We start from the raw sequence: 21901 nt of genomic DNA on the forward strand, positions 1-21901 counted from the left end.
GCGACTCCCGCGGGCTCCGGTGGTTGCTCGGTACTCGCTGGTCGTGGGTGACGTGACGGTCACCTGTCGGCCGCGGGTTCCTCGCAAGGTCCGTCGCTCGATGGCACGACTAGCGTGCAACCACCTCATGTGTCCGAAGATTCTTCACTTCGTGGACCACCTCCTTTCCCATGTACCGACGACGCTACGCCTGCCGTCCGCGGGGTCGCCAGAGTTTTTCTCGACAGGTTCAGACCCGTCACCGTCGGCGGCCCAGCACGTCACCCTCGGCGGTCAGCGGCGTCACCCTCGGCGTGGGACCGCTCGCCCTGGTCCACCCCCTCGCGCCGGGAGGCAGCGACGACCCTCGTCGAGCACAGCAGGCCCAGGAGCAGGAAGCCCCCGGCCACGTACAGCGAGATCCGCGTGGCGTCGCTGAACCCGTCGGAGAGCGCGTCGACGACGTCGGGCGTCTTCTCGCCGAACTGGCTCCGGGTACCCTCGCCGCGCAGCTGCGGGATCGTGCCGCCCGCCGACTGGGCCGTCGCGTCGGCGACCTGTGACGCGACGGCGGCCGGGACGCCGTCGACCTGTTCGAGCGCGGGCGGGACCGCGGTCGACAGACCGATCGCGAGCGCAGCCCCGATGAACGCCGTACCGAGCGCCGAGCCGAGCTGCCGCGACGTGGACTGGGTCGCGGACGCCTGCCCGGACTCCTCCTCGGGGACGTCGACGAGCGTCGTGCCGGTGAGCTGTGCGGATGCGAGCCCCAGCCCCAGGCCGTAGATCACGAGCAGGACCGCGATGAGCCACGACGAGACGGTCGGGGTCACGACGAGCGCGACCGCGATCACACCCACGACCTCCAGGACCAGTCCGAGGACGATCGTGCGCGGCGACCCGATCGCGGCTGCGAGGTGCCTGGCCATGGCTCCCGAGAAGAACGCGCCCGCGGCCATGGTCGCGAGCACCACGCCGGCGCCCAGGCTCGACAGTCCCAGGATGTTCTGCAGGTACAGGGGCAGCACGAAGATCAGGCCGAACTCGCCGATCGCGACGAGCATCGCCGTGAGGTTGCCCCAGCGGAACGTCGCGACGCGGAACAGCGTGAGATCCAGCAGGGCAGAGCGTGCGATCCGCGCGCGGTGGTTCTCCCAGAACGCGAAGAGCACCAGGAGCAGCACGCCGATCGCGCCGATGACCGGGACAGGCGAGACGGGTGCGTCGGTCCCCCAGACCAGCCCGAAGACCTTGAGCTCGGCCTTGGGCGCCCACCACCCGAGGGACTGCCCCTCGATGAGTGCGAAGACGAGCGCGCCGAACCCGAGCGCGCTCAGGAGCAGCCCGACGACGTCGAGCCCCGGCACCGTGATGTGCGCGCGGGTCTCGGGGACGACGAGCAACGCCCCCACGATGACCGCGACCCCGATCGGGAGGTTCACGAGGAAGATCCACGGCCACGTGAACGACGTCGTGAGCCACCCGCCGAGGAGCGGGCCGACCGCGGCCATCCCCGAGATCACGGCCCCCCAGATCCCGAACGCGACCGCGCGGTCCTTGCCGCGGAACGTCGCGTTGACCGTCGACAGGGTCGCGGGCAGGACGAAAGCCCCGCCGACGCCCTGGATCAGGCGCGCCACGATCAGGGTCCCGGCGTCGTCGGCCTGCGACGCGAGGAGGCTTCCGGCGAGGAAGACCACGACGCCGCCGAGCAGCATGTTCCGCCGTCCCAGACGGTCACCCAGGCGGCCCGCGGTGAGCAGGAGCGCCGCGAACACGACCGAGTACGACGCGTTGACCCACTGTGCGTCGCCCAGGTCGAGGTGCAGGTCCTCGATGATCGTCGGCAGCGCGACGCCCACGATCGTCCCGTCGAGCACGATCATCGACAGCGCCGTGGCGAGGACGAACAGCCCGGCCCACCGGTGGTCGGGGGCCGCGGGTGGGCGCGTCTCGCCGGCGGGAGGGGTACCGCGCGGGTCCTGCGGCTGCGAGGTCATGGACGCTCCTTCGGGGTCGGGGCGACCGTGCAGCCCACAGGCCGTGCGGTCAGGCGGGGAGCAGGCGGTCCCACTCCTCGGGGTAGTCGTCGAGCCACGCGGCGAAGCTCTGCGCGGGCCGTCCGGCGAAGCGTTCGACGACGTCGCTCACCCCGGCCAGCTCGCCCGCCGCGATCGCGGTGTAGGACGAGACCCAGCCGTCGACCTCGAACGGCGGCGCGGCGTAGACCGCGCGCGACGCGTACGCCTCCTCGACCGTCTCCGGGTGGTAGGTGATGCTGCGGCCCGTGACGCCGGAGAGCACGCTCGCGATCTCGGCGAGGCTCGACGCCTGGGGGCCGGTCACGTCGTACGTCTTCCCGTCGTGCGCGTGGGGGCGCTCGTCGAGGAGGATCGCGGTCGCGACGTCGGCGATGTCGTCGTGCGAGACCGAGGCGAGCCGCCCGTCGCCGCCCGGTCCGCGGATCACGCCGTCGTCCCCGACCATGTGGACGAGGCCCTGGTGGTACAGGTTGTCGCGCAGGAACGTGTACTTCAGACCTGTGGCCTTGATGTACTCCTCGGTGTGCCAGTGGTCGCGCGCGAACGTGAACGTGGCCTCGGGGGCGGCTCCCACGAACGACACGTAGACGATGCGCTCGACGCCTCCGGCGACGGCCGCGTCCACGGCCGCCCGGTGCTGGGCGACCCGGTCGGGCGACTCGCGCGCCGAGACGAGGAAGACCGAGCGGGTGCCCCGGAAGGCGCGGACCATGCGTTCGGTGTCGGTGTAGCCGGCGGTGACCGCGACCTCGGAGTCGGGCAGGGGCTCGCCGTCGGGCAGGCGTGGTGTCCTGGACGCGTCCCGCACGACGAGCCGCTGCGCGGCCCCTTCGGCGGCGAGCCTCAGCGCGAGCTTCGATCCGAGCTGCCCGCTCGCGCCGGTCACCGCGACGATCCCCGAACCCGTCCTGATGGTCATGCGTCCACGGTAGGCCGGGCGCGCGGGAACTGCCTGGGGGCGGGCGTGCGGCTCGGGCAGACTGGTCTCGTGACCACTCACCACGACCCGACCCCCGACCCGACCCCCGACCCCGGCCACGGCCCGTACCGCGTGATGACGGTCTGCACGGGCAACATCTGCCGCTCGCCCATGGCGGAGATCGTGCTGCGCGACCGCTTCGAGGCCGCGGGGCTGGGCGGGCGCGTGGTCGTGGACTCGACGGGCATCAGCGCGGAGGAGCACGGCAACCCGGTGGACCGCCGGGCGAGGCGCGTCCTGGCCGAGCACGGGTACGCCACGGGCGACGGCCACCACGCCCGCCAGGTCCGGCCGAGCGACGTCGTGTCCCGCGACCTGGTGCTGCCCATGACGTCGCAGCACGCGCGCGCCCTGCGGCGGCTCCACGGCGACGGGAACGTGCGCATGTACCGGTCGTTCGACCCGGCCGCCCCGGCCGTCGCGCCCGAGCGGGCCGAGCGCGACGAGCACCTGCTCGACATCGACGACCCCTGGTACGGCGGCATGGAGGACTTCGAGGACTGCCTGGCGCAGGTCGAGGCCGCCGCGGACGGCGTGGTCGAGTTCGTGCGGGGAGAGCTCGCGCGCCGTCAGGCCTGAGGCCGGCGCGCCCGGGAGCCGCGCGTCCTGCGCGCCCGAGCGGCCCACCCGCGCACGCTCGACCCCACGGAGCCCGCGGCCGAGCGGGCCCACCGGACCGGTGCCCATCCGCTCACCCCGGTCGCTCCGGGCCCCGCCTCGCCGGAGCCGGGATCCGGCTCGCGAGCCGGCTCGGGCACGTACCCGTGCACCCAGGTCGCGATCTGCTCGTAGGCCACCGCCCGGACCGGCGCGGCCGAGAGCACCACGTCGTGCAGCGCCCCCTCGATGCGCGCGAGAACGACGAGGCGTCCGAGGTCGGTCGACCGTCGCGCGATCCCGACGACGTCGAGGGCCGTGTCGCTGTGCATCATCTCCGGGGTCCACCGGGGGGCGAGCGTGCTGCTCGTGGACAGCAGCACGAGCACGGGCAGGGTGATCCCGAGCCCCAGCTCGACCGCGGCCTGCCCGTGCAGCACCGCGTTGAGCCAGCCCCCGTGCACGACGAACCCGCGGACGGGCCGCCACGTGAGGTCGTAGTCCCACTCGCCGTCGAGCGTCCGGGACACCGAGCGCGTGTAGAAGCCGAGGTCGACCTGGGGCAGGGGGACGCGCGGGTCGAGCCGCGCCTGGAGCGCGATCGCCGGGGCGAGCATCTTGCGCCCGATGTCGCGCGCCTGGAACTCGAGCCACGGGCTGTTCAGGACGAGCCCGGTGACGCGGTCCTGGTTGCGCGCGGTCCACAGGCTCAGCGTGAGCCCACCCGTGGAGTGACCCATGAGGATCAGGCCGCGCTCACGCATCGCGGGGTCGGCCGTCAGGACGCCGTGGCCCATCGCCGCGAGCGCGGCCTCGATGTCCTCGTCGTACGTCGCGAGGCTCGTGACGAACCCGGGGGTCTGGCCGGGACGCAGGCTGCGACCGTACTTGCGCAGGTCGAGCGCGAAGAACCGCGCGCCCTGGCCCTCCCAGAAGTCCGCGAGCCCGGTCTGGAAGAAGTAGTCGGACCAGCCGTGCACGTACAGGACGTCGATCCCGCGGTCGCGCACGCCCGTCGGGCGCGCTCCCCCGTGGAGCGGGTCGCCGCCCGCGGCCCGACGGCGCCGCACCAGCGTCGCGACGACCTCGCCCTCGTCGTCGGGGTCGAGGGGCAGGGTGAGCTGCTCGAACCCGTCGAGGACGTCGGGCACCCAGCCCCTCGTCTCGGCGGTCGGGGCGGTGGGTTCGGGCATGTCCCGAGGGTAGGAGCCGGTGGGTGGGAGCGCTCGCTGGGGCCGGGTGGGTCAGGTCGCCGGCGGGTCGTCCGTCGGCCGCCGACGGCGCCACCACCGCCGTGGGCCCGTCGCGCCCGGGCCGTCGCCCTCACGGCGTGAGCGGTCCCGGGAGGTGCGTGCCGTCGTCGGGCCCGAGGGCGACGCCGTGGCGCTGCGAGCTGCCCGTCGGTCGCGCCAGAGCGCGACCTCCTCCTCGACGTCCCGCAGGGGCGTGACCACGGGCGGGCCGCCCAGGAGCTGGCGCCGGGCGTCGACCACGCGCGCGTTGAACTCGGCGAGGACCTCGCGCACGGACTCCTCGGAGAACTGGCGGTCGAGCTCGTCGCGCAGCCGGGCGTCGTCGGCCCGCAGCTGTGCCGGGGGCAGGATGCCCGTGATCTGCTCGCGCTCGACGAGGTTCTTGAGCCACCAGTCGGGGTCGTAGCGCGCCCCCAGGCCCGGGATGGGCTTGCCCGCGAGCGGCAGGTCGTCGAACTCGCCGCGGGCCATGGCCTGGCGGACCAGCTCGTCGACCCACTGGCCGCGGTTCTCGAGCGGGAGCCGCGGGCGGGCGGGACCGTCGTCGTCGGTCTCGTCGGCCGGTCGCGGGGCGTTCGCGTCGGCCGCTGCCTCAGCCGTCTCGCGCGCCGTCTCGCGGTCCACGCGGTACTGCGCGGCCCGGCGCACGGGGTCGTCCTCGGTCATCGGGTCCTCCCACGGTCGTCGCTGGACGGGTGCTGTCCCCATCCTCGCCGATCTCGGGCGTTGTACGCTGGGCCGCCCGGCTCTTCCGGCCGGGCGTGCTCGTCACCGGTGAGGAAGCCGCCGGGACTGGTCGGCAGCGCGCTGCCATGAACGGCCCGCGAACCTGCGGGAGGTGGGGTGCACATGGCACAGAGCACGGACGAAGACCTTCTCAGCCCGGCCGAGGCGATCGACCTCGAGAACTGCGCGCGCGAGCCCATCCACGTCCCGGGGCGCATCCAGCCCCGCGGGGCGCTCCTCGTGGTGCGGGAGTCCGACGGCCACGTGGTGCAGTGCTCGACCACCGTGCGCGAGGTCCTGGGACGCGGCACCGAGGACGTGCTCGGCACGCCCCTGACCGAGGTCCTGGGACCCGACGACGGCGCCCGGCTCCTCGCGCACGTCGCGCAGCACACCGACCTCGCGTCGCACAACCCCGTCGAGATCCGCACCGGTGCGGCCCACGACGTCGCGACCGACGCGATCCTGCACCGCCCGCCGCTGCCGGCCGACGCCGAGCCCGTGGTCGTGATCGAGCTCGAGCCCGCGGTCGTGCGACCGCTCAGCTTCCCCAACACCTACCAGGCCGTGCGTGCGGCGCTCGCGGACCTCGACCGGGCCGGGACGCTGCCCGAGCTGTTCGGGACGGCGGCGCGGCACGTGCGGCGGCTCACGGGCTTCGACCGCGTGATGATCTACCGCTTCGACGCCGACTACAACGGCGAGGTCGTCGCCGAGGCCAAGCGCGAGGACCTGAACTCGTTCTACGGGCTGCACTACCCCGCGACCGACATCCCGCGCCAGGCCCGCGCGCTGTACGAGAAGAACTGGATCCGGCTGATCGACGACGTGGGCTACGTGCCGTGCGACGTGGTGCCGACCGACCTCCCGACCACGGGGCAGCCGCTCGACCTCACGTACTCGACGCTGCGCAGCGTGTCCCCGATCCACCTCGAGTACCTCGCGAACATGGGCGTGGGTGCGTCGATGTCGATCTCGCTGCTGCGCGACGGGAAGCTCTGGGGCCTCATCGCGTGCCACCACTACTCGGGGCCGCACCACCCGCCCTACGCGGTGCGCGCGGCCGCGGAGTTCCTGGGCGCCGCCCTGTCGGTGCTGCTCGTCGCGCAGAGCGAGGAGGACCGGCTGGCGGTCTCGCGCGCGTCGGCGCGGCTGCTCGCGGGCCTCGTCGCGGACAGCCGCGACGAGGACACGTCGCTCGTCGAGGCGCTCACGGCCGACCGGCGCCTGCTCGACCTCGTGGGCGCCGACGGTGCTCTGGTCGTCGCGGAGGGGCGCTGGGCCTCGCTCGGGCGCGTGCCCGACGACGCCGGGGTCGCCCTGCTCGCCGGATGGGTCGCGGACCGGCTCGCGGCCGCGGACGACGAGGTCGTCGCGATCGAGTCGCTGCGCGTGGCCGCCCCGGACCTCGCGGAGCACCTGCCCGACGTCGCAGGCGTGCTGGGGGTGCACCTCAACGACGGCCAGGTCGTGCTCTGGCTGCGCGACGAGGTGCTGCGCAGCGTCGACTGGGGCGGCGACCCCCACAACAAGGCCATCGCGAGCAGCGAGGGCGACACGGTCCGACTCAGCCCCCGCAAGTCGTTCGAGCGGTGGCGCGAGGTCGTGCGCGGCCACAGCGAGCCCTGGGCCGAGGACGCCGTCGAGACGGCCGGAGCCTTGCGCAGCCACCTCGTCGAGGCCCTCTACCTGGCCGGGCGCCGCGACGTGCGCGCGGCCGAGGCCCTGCAACGGAGCCTCCTGCCCGCGTCGCTGCCGGACACGCCGGGCTGGACCGTCACCGCGCGGTACGAGCCGGCCGGTGGCGGCTTCGTCGGCGGGGACTGGTACGACGCGCTGCGCCTGCCCTCGGGGGCGCTCGGGCTCGTCGTCGGGGACGTCACGGGCCACGGTCTCCAGGCCGCCGCCTCGATGGGGCAGCTCCGCAACACGCTGCGCGCCGCGCTCGTGCAGGACGGCACCGCTCGCGGGGCCGTCGAGCAGCTCGCCGAGACCGTGCGATGGACCATGCCGGGGCAGATCGCGACCCTCGTCGTCGCGGTCGTCGACCTCGACGAGGGCTCTGTCCAGTACGTGACCGCGGGCCACCCGCCGCCCTTCTTCCTCGTGCCGGGCGAGGGCGTGGTGTGGGGTCGGCTGCTGGGCGGGCCGCCGCTTGGGCTCGGCGCGCCGCGGTTCGAGGCCGGGACGACGTCGATCGCGCCCGGCGGGGCCCTCGTGCTCTACAGCGACGGGCTCTTCGAGCGCCGCGACGAGTCGCTCAAGGTCGGGCTGCGCCGGCTCGCCGGGACGTTCGCCGAGCACGTGGGCGACGTCGACGCCGTGCTGCGCGAGACCCGGGACCCCGCGTCGGAGGACGACGCGACGCTGCTGGTGCTGCGTCGTCGGGCCGTCGGCGAGGCCGAGGACGGCTGAGGGCCGGTCTGCGCCTCGCGCAGACCGGCCCTCGACGGGAGCGAGCGGTCAGGGGACCGCCGCGACGGGTACCGGCGGTCCGACCGCCTCACGGGGGACTCCGAGGCGTGCCCACACGTGCTTGCCGTCCGCGACGAACCAACCCACGTCCAGGGCGATCCGCTGCGCGAGCACGAGGCCGAAGCCCCCGTCGCCCGGCAGGCGCGGTGCCGCGACCACGGGGGCACGGCTCGTGTCCTGGTCGATCACGTCGACGATGTACTCCTCGCCGTCGGTCAGGAGCTGGACCGTCGTCGGCGGGCGCCCGTGGCGCAGGGCGTTCGTCGCGAGCTCGCTCGCGACGAGGACGATCTTCTCCGGGACCTCGGCGAGGGCGCCGTCGGGAGCGAGCGGGCGCCCCGTGAGCTCGAGGTGGAGCGAGGTACGCAACGTCGAGAGCTCGTCGATCGAGTCGAGCTGCCAGACGCGGACCACGTGGAAGTTCTCGGGCGGACGGGACGAGGCGATCGAGGTGTCCAAGAGGTTCCTCCGATGGGTCCGGTTGTTCGGGTGGACGGGTGCGACGGCGCGGCCGAGAGGGTGGTGGCCGCGGCGACGGGACGGGTCAGTCGACGAGCGTGAACTGCGTCAGGACACCGCTGATCTCGAGCAGGTCCCGGATGCGTTCCGGGACGCCGACCAGGACGGGGGCCGCGCCCCCGGCGAGGAGGGACAGGTACAGCAGCCGCAGACCACCCGAGTCCATGAACGTGACGTCGGTCAGGTCGATCGTGACGGGGCCGTCGGCGCGTTCGAGCGATCGGACGAGGTCCCCTTCGGAGCGGTCCTGGACCGCGGCGTCGACCTCACCCCACATCGTCCATCGAGGTCCGGAGTCGTCGATGCGGACTCCCCCTTGCGTCGTGTGCTCCGGCACTGCTCGCCTCTCGCTCGTGTCCTGAGTGGTGTGCACCCCGGTCGCTTGTCGACCGGGACCCGTGCCAGGTTACGGAACTTCTGGCCCGGTTTCCTTCCAGGACTCGCTCCGTCACCGGACCTGCACAGTTCACCCGGTGCTCGAGGGGGCCCGCGAGGCCCGGAACCCCGGGCATGATGGCCTCATGAAGGTCTCCCGCAGGTCGCACGTCCCCCCGTTCGCCGTCATGGAGGTCCTCGCCGCGGCGAACGCCCGCCGCGACGCGGGCGAGCCGGTCCTCAACCTGTGCGCGGGGGAACCCGCGACGGGCGCGTCCGACGTCGTGCGGCGCCGGGCGATCCAGCTCCTCGAGTCGGGGGACCTGGGCTACACCGAGGCACTGGGCGTGCCGGCGCTGCGCCAGGCGATCGCGGAGCACTACGGACGCACCTACGGTGTGAGCGTCGACCCGTCGCGCGTCGCGGTGACCACGGGGTCGTCGGGCGGCTTCATGCTCGCGTTCCTCGCGGCGTTCGACCCGGGGGACCGCGTCGCGCTGGCCCGTCCCGGGTACCCCGCGTACCGGAACATCCTCTCGGCCCTGGGGTGCGAGGTCGTCGAGCTCGACTGCGGCCCCGAGACCCGCTACCAGCCGACGGTCTCCCAGCTCATGGAGGCGTACTACGGGGGCGGCCTCGACGGGCTCGTGGTCGCGAGCCCGGCGAACCCGACCGGGACCATGATCCCGCCGGCCGACCTCGCCGAGCTCGCGGCGTGGTGCACCGACCACGACGTGCGCCTGGTCAGCGACGAGATCTACCACGGCATCGTCTACGCCGACCCCGCGTCGGAGGCCGGCGAGACGGCGACCGCTGCGCAGTACCTCGACGGCGGCGCGGTCGTCGTGAACTCGTTCTCCAAGTACTGGGCCATGACCGGGTGGCGGCTCGGGTGGCTCGTGCTGCCCGAGGACCTCGTGGCCCCGGTCGACGCGCTCGCGGGCAACATCGCGCTGAGCCCGCCGGCGCTCGCACAGCACGCGGGCGTCGCGGCGCTGACCCCCGAGGGGTACGCGGCGGCGGCGGCGAACGTCGCCCGGTACGCGGACTCGCGCGCCCTGGTGCTCGACCGGCTCGACGACCTGGGCTGGGACCCGGTCGCCCCGGCGGACGGTGCGTTCTACGTGTACGCGAACGTCGCCGGGTCGGGCATGGACTCGGTCACGTGGTGCGAGCGGCTCCTCGCCGACACCGGGGTCGCGCTCACGCCCGGCACGGACTTCGACGGCGTGCGCGGCCACGAGTGGGTCCGGTTGTCGTTCGCGGCGGCGCCCGAGGTCGTGGCCGAGGCGGTCGACCGGATCGCGGCGTGGCGGGCCGCGGGGTACCGGCGGGTGTGACGGGTCGTCAGGCAGCCAGGTCCACGGCACGCGCCTGGGCGGTGGGCGCTTCGAGAGGGATGACGACCGCCTCGGTCGCGCGACGCCGTCGGGCCTTGACGAGCACGACGATGGCCTGACCGCCGATGACGATCCACACCACGTTCGCGACCGCCGAGGGCCATACGCCGTTGACCGCGGCGACCAGGCACATGAGCCCGGCGCCCACGAAGTTCGTGAGCTGGAACCGCAGCGAGTCCCCCGACCAGCGGCCACGGGTGACCATCGCGTACGCCGTGACGGCCGCGATCGCGCCGACCCATCCGAGGGGGGTCACGACCAGGTCGACGAGGGCGGGGGAAGCGGACATGGCGGTCTCCGGGCAGGGGTCATGAAGGGATCGGGGAGGGGGGTCCTGGTGGGAGCTGCGACGCTGCAGCGACCAGGTGGATTGTGGGCGCCAGCCCCTTTTGAGGAGGACCGGCCGGCGCCACGTCACAAGTGTGACCCCGAAAATCATTCAGCACAATTGAAGAACTCTGACGTGGCCGTTTAGCATCACTACATGGCCACGGACCCACGAAGACTTGGTTTCCTGCTTGCCGTGCACCGGTCCGGAGGCGTCCTGGCGGCGGCCGACCTGCTGCACGTGACGCCCTCTGCCGTGTCTCAGCAAATAGCGCGTCTGGAGGCCGAGGAGAAGATCCAGGTCCTCGACCGGGGACCCCGTGGCGTGACCCTCACACCTGCGGGCCGCATCCTCGCCGAGGCCGCCGAACGCATCGAGTCCGAGATGGTCGAGGCCCGCAAGGCCATCGTCGCGATGAGCGAGGAGATGACCGGGACGGTGTCCGTCGGGTCGTTCCAGACCGCGATCCGCGCGGTCGTCGCCCCCACCTTCGCGTCGCTCGAGGCGCGCTACCCCGGCGTCGAGCTCGACGTCCAGGAGCTCGAGCCCGCCGAGGCCCTGCGGCTGCTGCGCAGCGGCGACCTGGACGTCGTCCTCCTGGAGCGCGACGAGGACGCCGACTCCCCCGCGCCGCGCGGGATGCGCGAGGTCCCGCTGCTCGACGAGCCGTGGCGCGTCGTGGTGCCCGCGGCGTTCCCCACGCCCGCGCGACTCGACGACGTGCGCGACGCGGTCTGGCTGGGACCCGAGACCACCACGGCCGCGGCCCGCGCCCTGCGCCGCCTCTCGCGCACGCTCGGCACGACGCTGCGCACGCGCCACTCGTACTACGACTTCGACGTCGCGCTCGCGCTCGTCGCCGCCGGGCAGGGCGTCGCGATGCTCCCTGCGCTCGCCGTCCAGGGCGAGATGCCCGACGGCGTCACGGTCGTCCCGCTCCCAGGTCTCGGTTCGCGTCGTCTCGTCGCACGCCACCGGGCCACCCGGCACGAGCCCCGGCCCGTCGTGAACGCGGTCATCGACGAGATGGTCGCGGCGGCCTCGGCGATCGAGCTGGGCTGAACCAGGGGCGCTCAGCGCCTGCCGACCGACAGGCTCCCGTCGTCGAGCACCGACAGCTCGTCCAGGACCCGGGTGAGGGTGCCCGCCGACCGGTCCCAGCGCATCGCCCGGGGGTCCGCGGGGAGGTCGACGCCCCGGGCCGGCACGTCCGGTGTGGCGAGGTGCCGAGGGACGTAGGCGGACTTGCGGGGCTGCTGGTCCTGCGAGGTCATGTCCATGCTGGGTGAAGCCCCCTCGGGCGCTCGTGGTGGTCCTCGACGCGGGCGCGCGACGGGATGAGCACCTCATCCTGCCCGCCGCACGGGCGGGGCGAAGGAGGCGCGCCCGCGCACGTGGGCGGGACCATGGGGAGAGTCGTGGAGATCGTGTGGGCGCTACTCACGGACGAACACCTGGTACCGCTCCGGGTCCTTCTGGGCTGCGACGGTCGCTGCGACCCGCGCCTCGGCCTCCTCCCTGGTCGCCAGCACGTCGCAGTCGAACGTGTCGTAGAACGTGATCGAGGTGTGCGCCCAGCCGAGGACGGGGGCGGTCCCTGCCGGGCAGCTCCCGACGAGCGGGTACACGAACACGATCTGCTTGCCCGTCTGGAGGCCGATCTTGCGGGCGATGCCCTGGGCGGTGTCGACGATCAGGCTGCGGTTCGTGACGATCTGGTCGGGTACGCCCGGGTCCTGGACGCTCTTGTCGACCTGGCCCTGCACGTAGGACCTGACACGCTCCGGCAAGGGTTCGTCGCTCGTGACGACGACCCGCGACCCGTCGGGCAGGGCGAACGCCCTCTTGCCGTCGGGGAGCCTGTCGACGTCCTCCGCGGCGATCTTCTCGCCCGTGGCGACGGCGAGCTCCTCGTGCGCCGGGGCCGTGGCCGCGGCGTCCTGCACGGACGACCCGTCGGCTCCCGGGCCCGCCGGGTTCCCGCGAGCGTCCCCGACGCAACCCTCGAGCAGCGCGAGCAGTGCGAGCATCACGAGGGTGGCGGCTATCAGCAAGAACCCCGCACGGCGATTCTCGGGGGTCGTCACAGACCGCACCTCCGTCGATCTCGGGCATGCTCGCCAGGAGCACACGTCGGTTTTCCACCTCCTATGCGGCGGGCGCGGCGTCGGCCTGCTTCCCGTGGCGCAGGGGCTGTCGCCGCGGCGCAGACCGCGCGGGGCGCCCTCGCGAGCGCGCCGGGGAACCCGCGCACGGCTCGGTCCGTCCGGCGCGCGCCGTCCGGCGCGTGCTCCTACCGTGTGGAAGGTGCGCGAACCCCAGCGGGCCGAGGCTGCCACCGCCTCGCAGACACCGCCCGCCCGACGTCTCGGGGCCGTCCGCGCCCTGGCCCTCGCCGTGGTCGTCGGCCTCGGTATCGGCCTCGGCGGCCCGGTCCCCGCGACCGCGGCGACCACGGCGGGCTGGGCCGCCTGGGAGCCGCTCACCGGGACAGGCGGCAGCTTCACGACGACGATGCGGCTGCCCGCGGGAGGATTCCCGGCCGCGACGGTGACGTCGGACTCGCGGGCCGGTCAGGTGGGCGTCCAGTCCGGGACCAGCTCATGGCTGAGCGCTGCGACGCCGGTCGGGGCGAGGTACGGGTCGAGCCAGGGGCAGCCCTACCTGAACCTGCGCCCGCGGGCCGACACCCCGACCACCCCGTCGACCACGACGTACACGTTCGAGCGCCCCACCCCGGCGGGCGGGTGGACATTCGTCCTGGGCGACATCGACGCCGACCAGGTGACGGTCGTCGCCCGGGGTGAGGGAGGCCGGCTCCTGACGGGGGCCGAGCTGGGCTACCAGGGCGGGTTCAACTACTGCGCGGTCGCCCCGAGCCCGGCCTGCACGGGCGTGGACGTCCCGACGTGGAACCCCGCGACGGGCGTCCTGCAAGGGAACACGGCGGCGACCGACACGTCAGGGGCCACGGGCTGGTTCGAGCCCACGGCGCCCGTGACGAGCCTGACGCTCCTGTTCCAGCAGCGCTCCGGCTTCCCCGTCTTCCAGACGTGGTTCGCGTCGCTCGCACGCGACGTCACCGGGACGGTCGTGCTGCAGGGCGTGGGGCCCGTCGCCGGTGCGACGCTCGCGCTCCTGTCCGCGGACGGGGTCCGGCTCGCGACCACGACCTCGGGAGCCGACGGCACGTACTCGTTCACGGGGTACACCGCGGCGGACGGGTACACGGTCGAGGTCACCCCTCCGCCGGCCCCGGCGGGTCAGGCGGGGTACGTCGTCGTCGGCCCCGGCTCCCTGCCCGCGGACCTCGCGGCGACCGACGCGACCGGGGTCGACTTCACGGTCCGCCCGATCCTCCCGGTCCCGGTGGGCGGCACCGTCCTCACGGAGGACGGGACGCCCGTCCCCGGCGCCACCATCACGATCGCGGGCCCGGGCGGGCCCGTCACGGCGGTGACCGACTCGAACGGGGCGTACCTCGTCGACCAGGTCGCCCTGGGGCAGCACACCGTGACCGTGACACCGCCGCCGGGGTACACGGTGGAGGAGCCCGGTCAGTCGTTCGAGGTCTTTCCCGGGGAGGAGGCGCTGCGTACCGTGAGCTTCGTGGTCCAGCCCTTCCCGGCGGCCTCCGGGGCGGTGACGGCGGGCGGACTGGGCGTCGCGGGGGCGGTGGTGTCCTTCACGGGACCGGGAGGCGCGACGGGCAGCACCCTCACGGCCGCGGACGGCACGTACCTCTTCGATCTTCTCCCCGCCGGTCCGTACACGGTCACGGTCGCTCCCCCGCCCGGGTTCACGGTGGACGAACCGGCGTCGCGCACCGTCACGCTGGGTGCGCAGGACGTGACCGGGATCGACTTCACGCTCGCCCGGCCGGGCGCGGTCGGCGGCACGGTCACGGCTGACGACGGCGCGCCGGTCCCGGGGGCGGCCGTCCTGGTGAGCGGCCCCGGCGGCGACGTCCCGCTCACGTCCGGCCCGGACGGGACCTACTTCGTCGACGGGCTCGGCCCGGGCGACTACACGATCACGCTGACCGTGCCGGGCGGCTACGTGGCCACGGGGCCGGTCGAGAGCGTCGTGACCCTCACGAGCGGGGGCGAGTCACGCCTCGACCAGGACTTCACGGTCGAGGCAGCCGTAGCCGTCGAGCCGGTCGTCCCCGTCGAGCCGACGCCGCCCGTCGGCCAGGGCACCCCGCCGGCCTCCTTCCCTGGTGCGGCGGCCGGTGCCGGACGCACGACCGGCCCGGCAGCCCCGGCACGTCTCGCGAGCTCGGGCGCAGACCCGACCGTCCCGCTCGCGGTTGCCGCTGCGCTGACCACCGCAGGACTCGCCCTGGTCGGCGGACGAGCGCTGCGCCGTCGGGCCTGAGGACGCTCCCCCGCCCCACGCCCGCGCGAACCCTCCTGCCTGCGGAGGGGACTTTCCGGACGTAGCCTGCTCGGATGGACGTAGCGGTGCTCGGAGCGACCGGTGACGTCGGGCGGCAGGTCGTCACGCAGCTCGTCGAGCGCCGCATCCTGCCGACGACCTCCCGGCTGCAGCTCGTCGGCCGGCCCGGCGGCGCCTCGGGGCGCGCGGTCCACGGGCTGCGCGCGGACCTGGTCGACGCCTACGACGAGCACGCCCCGCTCGTCGACGTGGCCCACTCCCCCGCCGACGTCGTCGCCGACGTGGTCGTCGTCGCGGCCGGGGCGACGACTCCCGCCCGCTCCGGAGCGTCGCTCGACCGGACCGGCCTCGCCGTCGCGAACCGCGAGGTCTTCGCCGAGTACGCCGATGCGATCGCGCTGCACGGGTCGGGGCACGAGGTCGTGATCGTGGTGTCCAACCCCGTCGAGGTCGGCGTCGCCGTGATGGCCCAGGCGCTGGGCGCGCGACGCGTCGTCGGGATGGGCGCCTGGCTCGACACCCTGCGCTTCCGGCGCGAGATCGCCGTCGAGCTGGGTGTCCGACGGCACCGCGTGGGCGGCTTCGTCGGTGGTCAGCACGGCGAGGACGCCGTGCCGCTCTGGTCGACGGTCCGCCTCAGCGGGCACGACCTCGCCGAGCGCGACCGGGCCGTGCGGCTCCTGCGCCGCGGACGCACGCTCGACCGGTTCCCGGACGAGATCGCCGCCGCCAAGGCCGAGCTCGTCGAGGTCGCGGCCACCGACGTCGGCGCCGCGTACCGCCTGATCGACACGTGGCCCGCCGACCTGCGCGTCGTCGCACGCCCCTGGATGACGCACCAGAGCGGCGCCAAGACGGCGACCGCCACGGCGTCCGCGACGGTCGACCTCGTCGAGGTCGTGCTCGACGGCCGCGAGATCGTCGTCGCCGGTCAGGTCGCCCTGGACGGCGAGGTGGCGCTCGCGGGCGAGCCGCAGCGAGGCGTCCTGGGCGTCCCGCTCGTGCTGGGTCCCGAGGGATGGACGCGCGTCCTTCTGGACGCCCTGCCCGACGACGAGACGCACCGCCTGCGCGGGGCGGCGGCGGCCGTGGGGTCGGCCCTGCGGACGGCGGGAGTGGTGGGCGAGCCGGGCGCATCGCCCGCCGCCCGGGGAGCCGGCGGGCCCACCACGCCCGAAGGCGTGCCCCCCGGCCCCGACGCGGCCGAACCCGCCTGGGTGGCCCAGGTCGAGGGCCTGCACCGAGCGGGCACCCTGACCGGCCTCACGGGCGTCTTCTCGACGCGCGGCGTGAGCTTCGAGCACCTCGCGACCGAGGAGGTCGAGGGCGACGGCGACGCGGGCACGATCCACGTGGGTTTCCGGGCCAGCGAACGTCGCGCGAGGGCGCTCGAGCGGGCGGTGCGACGTCTGGCGACGGTGCGCTCCGTCGTCGTGCACGGCGCTGACGGTGAGACGACCGCACCGCCGCACGAACCTGCGCGCTAGGCTGGGCGCACAACCACATACTGCTGCTCGAACCACTGCGGGAGAGCCCGGCCACCTCAGGGTGAGGTCGGCGCCGAAGGAGCAACTCCTCCCCGAGAATCTCTCAGGCCGACGTACCGCGGTGGCGAGGCAACTCTGGAAAGCGGTGGCTCCGCGCCCGCCCTCGGGCGCAGGAGTCCCCTACCGACGGTGCAAGCCGGCGCGCACCGGGTCCGTGAGGACCATGGCGGACCGGCAAAACTCTCAGGTCGACGCTGCGCGTCCGATGACAGAGCGGGGAGGAACGGGCGGGCCCCTGGGCCTGCCGTCGTCTTCCTCGCCGACCCCCGGAGACCTCCGTGACACAGCAGTCCAGCGACGCGTTCGACAGCGCGCACTTCCCGTTCCGCCACCTCGGGCCCCGCCCGGTCTCCGAGGACTCGGCCGGCGCGCCCTCGGGTGAGGTCGCGACCATGCTCGCCGAGCTCGGCTACGACTCGCTCGACGCGTTGATCGACGCCGCGGTCCCGGACTCGATCCGGACCGACCGCCCGCTCGACCTGCCCGCGGCCCGCACCGAGTCCGAGGTCCTCGCGGACCTGCGGGCCATCGCGGCCAAGAACGTCGTCAAGACGCAGATGATCGGTCTCGGCTACTACGGGACCATCACTCCCCCGGTCGTCCGGCGCAACGTGCTCGAGTCTCCCGCCTGGTACACGGCGTACACGCCGTACCAGCCCGAGATCTCCCAGGGGCGCCTCGAGGCGCTGCTCAACTTCCAGACCGTGGTCCTCGACCTGACCGGGCTCGAGGTCGCCAACGCGTCGCTGCTCGACGAGGCCACCGCGCTCGCCGAGGCGGTCGCGCTCATGTGGCGCGCGGCCAAGGGTGGGGCGGGCGTCGTCGCCCTGGACTCCGAGCTGTTCCCGCAGACGATCGCCGTGGCCCGGGCCCGGGCCGAGTCGGTGGGCCTGCCGGTGGTCGTGGTCGACCTGTCCGAGGGCGTGACGGCGGGCCTCGTCGCCGCCGGGGTGGCGGACCAGAAGCTCATCGGCGTGGTGCTGCAGCAGAGCGGCACCTCGGGCGTGGTCCGGGACCTGCGCCCCCTCGTCGCCGAGACCAAGGAGCAGGGCGCTCTGGTGACGATCGCCGCCGACCTGCTGGCCCTCACCCTGCTCGTCTCCCCCGGCGAGCTCGGTGCGGACGTCGCGGTGGGCTCCGCCCAGCGCTTCGGCGTGCCGCTGTTCTACGGCGGCCCGCACGCCGCGTTCATGGCGGTCCGCAAGGGCCTCGAGCGGTCGCTCCCGGGCCGGCTTGTCGGGGTGTCGGTCGACGCCGACGGCGACCAGGCCTACCGCCTGGCCCTGCAGACCCGCGAGCAGCACATCCGCCGCGAGAAGGCGACGAGCAACATCTGCACGGCCCAGGCGCTGCTCGCGATCGTCGCGTCGATGTACGCGGTCTACCACGGGCCCGCAGGGCTCAAGGAGATCGCGGAGCGCGTGCACTCGCGGGCCGTGGCGCTCGCGAACGGTCTGCGGGCCGCGGGCGTCGAGGTTCGCCACGAGGTCTTCTTCGACACCGTGGCGGCCGTGGTGCCGGGTCGCGCGGCAGCCCTGGTCGCTGCCGCGGCGGACGCCGGGATCAATGTGTACAACCCGGATTCTGATCATGTACAGATTGCGTGCGACGAGACGACGACCCCCGACGACGTGCTCGCGCTCGTCGAGGTCTTCGCGGCCGGCCATGACCTCGGGTTCGTCGGCGGCGGCAGCGTGCTGACCCCGGAACTGCTGCGCACGACGGACTACCTGACCCACCCGGTGTTCCACCGCCACCGCTCGGAGACCGCGATGCTGCGCTACCTGCGCTCGCTCTCCGACAAGGACCTCGCGCTCGACCGCACCATGATCCCGCTCGGCTCGTGCACCATGAAGCTCAACGCGACCGCCGAGATGGAGGCCATCTCCTGGCCCGGGTTCGCGGACCTGCATCCCTTCGTGCCCGCCGACCAGGCCCTCGGATACGCCGAGCTGATCGACGGCCTCCAGGCCCAGCTCACCGAGATCACGGGCTACGCGGGCGTCTCGGTGCAGCCCAACGCGGGGTCGCAGGGCGAGTTCGCGGGCCTGCTCGCGATCCGCGACTACCACCGCTCGCGCGGCGAGGAGGGGCGCGACGTGTGCCTCATCCCAGCCTCGGCGCACGGCACCAACGCGGCGTCGGCGGCGCTGGCGGGCATGCGCGTCGTGGTCGTGGCGACGTCCGAGAAGGGCGAGGTCCAGCTCGACGACCTGCGCGCCAAGCTCGAGCAGCACGGCCCCCAGGTCGCGGCGATCATGATCACCTACCCCTCGACCCACGGCGTCTACGAGGAGCACGTGCGCGAGGTCTGCGATCTTGTACATGCGGTTGGGGGCCAGGTGTACATCGATGGCGCGAACCTCAACGCGCTCGTCGGGCTCGCCCGGCCCGGCGAGTTCGGGGGCGACGTCTCGCACCTGAACCTGCACAAGACGTTCTGCATCCCGCACGGCGGTGGCGGCCCCGGGGTCGGACCCGTCGCCGTCGCCGAGCACCTGGTCCCGTTCCTCCCCGGGAACCCCCTCACGGGCGAGGGGGCGGCACCGGTCTCGGCCGCTCCCTTCGGCTCGGCCGGCATCCTCCCGATCTCCTACGCGTACGTCGCCCTCATGGGGCCCGACGGCCTGGAGGCCGCGACCAAGACCGCCGTGCTCGCCGCCAACTACCTGGCCAGCCGCCTGACCGAGCACTTCCCCGTGCTCTACACCGGCGAGGCGGGCCTGGTCGCGCACGAATGCATCCTCGACCTGCGCCCGATCACCGCGCAGACCGGCGTCACGGCCGAGGACGTGGCCAAGCGCCTCATGGACTACGGGTTCCACGCGCCCACGCTGTCCTTCCCGGTCGCGGGCACGCTCATGGTCGAGCCGACCGAGAGCGAGGACCTCGCCGAGCTCGAGCGCTTCGTGGCGGCGATGGTCGCGATCAAGGCCGAGATCGACGAGGTCGCGGCCGGTACGTGGGGCATCGAGGAGTCGCCGCTGCGCGGGGCGCCTCACACTGCCGCCGCGGTCGTCTCGGACGCCTGGGACAAGCCCTACTCGCGCGAGGTCGCGGCCTACCCGCTCGCTACGCTGCGGTCGGGCAAGTACTGGCCGCCCGTGCGCCGCATCGACGGGGCGCGTGGCGACCGCAACCTCGTGTGCTCCTGCCCCCCGATCGAGTCGTACTCCTGAGGTGTCAGAACCAGCGTGACCACGAGGCCACGCTGGTTCTGACACCTCGGACCCACCCCAGGACCGTCAGGGCGTGGGTGACGTAGAGGTCACCCTCGTCCTGGCACCGCAGAGAGGATCACCATGACGGAGTCCGTGCAGGACACCACCCCGGTCGCTGACCGCCTCAGCCCGCTCCACGCCGAGCACGTCGCCCTGGGGGCCTCGCTCACGAGCTTCGGCGGGTGGCAGATGCCGCTGCGCTACACGAGCGACCTGGCCGAGCACCGCGGGGTGCGCGAGGCCGCAGGCCTGTTCGACCTCTCGCACATGGGCGAGATCGAGGTCAGCGGACCCCAGGCGGCCGCAGCCCTGGACCACGCCCTCGTGGGCAACCTCACGGCGGTCGCCGTGGGCCGTGCGCGCTACACGATGATCTGCGCCGAGGACGGCTCGGTGCTCGACGACCTGGTCGTCTACCGTCTGGGCGAGGAGCGGTTCCTCGTCGTGGCCAACGCCGGGAACGCGCCGCTCGTGACCGACGAGCTGGTCCGTCGCTCGAAGGGCTTCGACGCGACCGTCACCGACCAGGCCGCGGACACCGCGCTCGTCGCGGTCCAGGGGCCGCGTGCCGAGGAGATCGTCGGCTCGCTCGTGGCGCCCGGCGATGTACAAGTCATCAAGGACCTGAAGTACTACGCCTCGGTAGAGCTCCGGGTCGCGGGGATCGACGCCCTCGTGGCCCGCACCGGGTACACGGGGGAGGACGGGTTCGAGCTCTTCGTGCCCGCCGGAGCGGCCCGCGAGCTGTGGCAGAAGGTGCTTGTCGCAGGGGAGCCTCACGGCCTGGTCCCCGCCGGGCTCTCGGCGCGCGACTCGTTGCGCCTCGAAGCCGGCATGCCGCTCTACGGCCACGAGCTCGACACGACCACGACGCCGTTCGAGGCGGGCCTGGGCCGCGTCGTGAAGCTCGACAAGGTCGACGCCGAGGGCAACCCTCTCGACTTCGTGGGCCGCGCGGCCCTGGCGTCCCGCAAGGGCGCTCAGCCTGCGCGCGTGCTCGTGGGCCTCCGTGGCCTGGGAAAGAGGCCGGCTCGCGCGGGATACCCGGTCGTGATCCCGGGCAAGGACCCCGACGTGCAGATCGGCTTCGTGACCTCGGGCGCCCCCTCGCCGACCCTCGGGTATCCGGTCGCCATGGCCTACGTGACGCCCGAGTTCAGCGCCGAGGGCACCGAGCTCGCGGTCGACGTCCGGGGCCGTGAGGAGCCGGTGGTGATCGTGCCCATGCCGTTCTACCGTCGTCCCCAGGCGTCCTGACCCGGGCCCCACGGCTCGATCCCCGTCCCCCGTACCCCCCGATCTCCACCAGCAGACCAGGAGCACCTCATGGCAGACTTCCCCGCCGACCTGCAGTACACCGCCGAGCACGAGTGGCTCGACGCCTCGACCCCCGCCGTCGTCGGCATCACGAGCACGGCCGCCGAGGCCCTCGGTGACATCGTCTACCTCGAGCTGCCCGAGGTCGGCGCGACCGTCACGGCAGGCTCGGTGATCGGTGAGGTCGAGTCGACCAAGTCGGTCTCCGAGCTGTACTCGCCGGTCACCGGGACCGTGGCAGAGGTCAACCAGGCCGCGATCGACGACCCGTCCCTCGTCAACGCCGAGCCGTTCGCCGGCGGCTGGCTGATCAAGGTCGACGTGACCGAGACCGGACCGGTGCTCACGGCCGACGAGTACAGCGCGCTCGTGGGCGGCTGACCGCCCGCCCCCCGGAATCGCCCGAGGGCCGCTCCGCGACACTGTCGCAGGGGCGGCCCTCGGGCGTTTCCGGTTGTCACTCAGCATGCTGGGGAGCAAGACTGTGAGGCGGATCACATTTCTTGTCGCAACGAACGACGGGTGATCCGCGACACATCGGAGATATCGGCCGTTGTTGCCAGAGTCCGGATTTTCGGCATCTGACCTGCGTGGATACTGTGCATCACGCCGCTGGGGACCCCGTCGTGAAAGACCTCTGAGATTGAGGGTGAAGAACCGCGTCATGAATCGCAGGTTCGCCCATCTCTCCCAGTAGCAGCACCTCACCGGATCGACCCATGACGCGATGGGAAGACCGGTC

The 21901-nt window shown here is 73.4% G+C and carries 18 protein-coding genes and 1 riboswitch; of the genes, 9 read left to right on the forward strand and 9 right to left on the reverse strand.

From position 1 onward, the window contains the following. Positions 1–260 precede the first annotated feature (260 nt). Positions 261–1979 carry a DHA2 family efflux MFS transporter permease subunit gene (locus JOD48_RS00955; RefSeq protein WP_204806781.1) on the reverse strand — a complete coding sequence of 573 codons (1719 nt, stop codon included), beginning with the start codon at positions 1977–1979 and terminating at the stop codon, positions 261–263. A 49-nt stretch (positions 1980–2028) separates the two neighbouring features. Continuing rightward, positions 2029–2940, reverse strand: a complete 912-nt coding sequence (locus JOD48_RS00960; protein ID WP_191792247.1) for an SDR family oxidoreductase — start codon at positions 2938–2940, stop codon at positions 2029–2031. A 135-nt stretch (positions 2941–3075) separates the two neighbouring features. On the opposite strand from JOD48_RS00960, the gene JOD48_RS00965 reads away from it, so the two are divergent. After that, positions 3076–3579, forward strand: a complete 504-nt coding sequence (locus JOD48_RS00965) for a low molecular weight protein-tyrosine-phosphatase (RefSeq protein ID WP_204810209.1) — start codon at positions 3076–3078, stop codon at positions 3577–3579. On the opposite strand, the gene JOD48_RS00970 is transcribed toward JOD48_RS00965, so the two are convergent. After that, a complete protein-coding gene (locus tag JOD48_RS00970; protein WP_204806783.1) occupies positions 3570–4790 on the reverse strand; it encodes an alpha/beta hydrolase in 1221 nt (406 codons plus the stop codon). The genes JOD48_RS00965 and JOD48_RS00970 overlap by 10 nt on opposite strands. 51 nt (positions 4791–4841) lie before the next feature. After that, positions 4842–5516, reverse strand: a complete 675-nt coding sequence (locus tag JOD48_RS00975) for a DnaJ family domain-containing protein (RefSeq protein WP_204806785.1) — start codon at positions 5514–5516, stop codon at positions 4842–4844. Between the two features lie 183 nt (positions 5517–5699). On the opposite strand from JOD48_RS00975, the gene JOD48_RS00980 reads away from it, so the two are divergent. Then, on the forward strand, positions 5700–7991 hold the full coding sequence (locus JOD48_RS00980; RefSeq protein WP_204806787.1) for a SpoIIE family protein phosphatase: 2292 nt from the start codon (positions 5700–5702) through the stop codon (positions 7989–7991). Between the two features lie 48 nt (positions 7992–8039). Here the strand turns inward: JOD48_RS00980 and JOD48_RS00985 are convergent, their stop codons facing one another. Further along, positions 8040–8510, reverse strand: coding sequence for an ATP-binding protein (locus JOD48_RS00985; protein WP_204806790.1), 471 nt, complete (start codon positions 8508–8510; stop codon positions 8040–8042). A gap of 85 nt (positions 8511–8595) precedes the next feature. Beyond that, complete coding sequence (locus JOD48_RS00990) at positions 8596–8907, reverse strand: STAS domain-containing protein (protein ID WP_307823903.1); 312 nt, start codon at positions 8905–8907, stop codon at positions 8596–8598. A gap of 184 nt (positions 8908–9091) precedes the next feature. On the opposite strand from JOD48_RS00990, the gene JOD48_RS00995 reads away from it, so the two are divergent. Continuing rightward, entirely contained in the window at positions 9092–10285 is a 1194-nt protein-coding gene (locus tag JOD48_RS00995; RefSeq protein WP_204806792.1) for a pyridoxal phosphate-dependent aminotransferase, read from the forward strand. Positions 10286–10292: 7 nt separating this feature from the next. Here the strand turns inward: JOD48_RS00995 and JOD48_RS01000 are convergent, their stop codons facing one another. Continuing rightward, positions 10293–10634 (reverse strand): CBU_0592 family membrane protein, encoded by a 342-nt coding sequence (locus tag JOD48_RS01000; RefSeq protein WP_191792244.1) that lies wholly within the window; start codon positions 10632–10634, stop codon positions 10293–10295. Positions 10635–10829: 195 nt separating this feature from the next. Between JOD48_RS01000 and JOD48_RS01005 the strand changes: the two genes are divergently transcribed. After that, on the forward strand, positions 10830–11735 hold the full coding sequence (locus JOD48_RS01005; protein ID WP_204806794.1) for a LysR family transcriptional regulator: 906 nt from the start codon (positions 10830–10832) through the stop codon (positions 11733–11735). An 11-nt stretch (positions 11736–11746) separates the two neighbouring features. Here the strand turns inward: JOD48_RS01005 and JOD48_RS01010 are convergent, their stop codons facing one another. Together JOD48_RS01010 and JOD48_RS01015 are read right to left on the reverse strand one after the other, a co-directional pair. After that, the gene (locus JOD48_RS01010) at positions 11747–11947 is read right to left on the reverse strand and encodes a hypothetical protein (RefSeq protein WP_191792242.1); all 201 of its coding nucleotides are present in this window, start codon (positions 11945–11947) and stop codon (positions 11747–11749) included. Positions 11948–12109: 162 nt separating this feature from the next. Beyond that, positions 12110–12760: a hypothetical protein gene (locus JOD48_RS01015; RefSeq protein WP_191792241.1), complete on the reverse strand. Its 651-nt coding sequence runs from the start codon at positions 12758–12760 to the stop codon at positions 12110–12112. Positions 12761–12980: 220 nt separating this feature from the next. Between JOD48_RS01015 and JOD48_RS01020 the strand changes: the two genes are divergently transcribed. The 5 genes from JOD48_RS01020 to gcvH all read left to right on the forward strand — a co-directional run bounded on the left by JOD48_RS01020 (position 12981) and on the right by gcvH (position 21540). Beyond that, the gene (locus tag JOD48_RS01020; RefSeq protein ID WP_307823904.1) at positions 12981–15053 is read left to right on the forward strand and encodes an MSCRAMM family protein; all 2073 of its coding nucleotides are present in this window, start codon (positions 12981–12983) and stop codon (positions 15051–15053) included. Positions 15054–15127: 74 nt separating this feature from the next. Then, on the forward strand, positions 15128–16561 hold the full coding sequence (locus JOD48_RS01025; RefSeq protein WP_204806797.1) for a lactate/malate family dehydrogenase: 1434 nt from the start codon (positions 15128–15130) through the stop codon (positions 16559–16561). Positions 16562–16589: 28 nt separating this feature from the next. After that, a riboswitch (glycine riboswitch) is annotated at positions 16590–16690 on the forward strand. Between the two features lie 209 nt (positions 16691–16899). Continuing rightward, positions 16900–19800, forward strand: coding sequence for an aminomethyl-transferring glycine dehydrogenase (gcvP, locus tag JOD48_RS01030; protein WP_204806799.1), 2901 nt, complete (start codon positions 16900–16902; stop codon positions 19798–19800). A gap of 123 nt (positions 19801–19923) precedes the next feature. Further along, positions 19924–21099, forward strand: a complete 1176-nt coding sequence (gene gcvT, locus JOD48_RS01035; protein WP_191792238.1) for a glycine cleavage system aminomethyltransferase GcvT — start codon at positions 19924–19926, stop codon at positions 21097–21099. A gap of 69 nt (positions 21100–21168) precedes the next feature. Further along, positions 21169–21540 carry a glycine cleavage system protein GcvH gene (gcvH, locus tag JOD48_RS01040; protein WP_191792237.1) on the forward strand — a complete coding sequence of 124 codons (372 nt, stop codon included), beginning with the start codon at positions 21169–21171 and terminating at the stop codon, positions 21538–21540. Positions 21541–21901 lie beyond the last annotated feature (361 nt).

Source organism: Oerskovia paurometabola (genome assembly GCF_016907365.1).
GTDB lineage: Bacteria > Actinomycetota > Actinomycetes > Actinomycetales > Cellulomonadaceae > Oerskovia > Oerskovia paurometabola.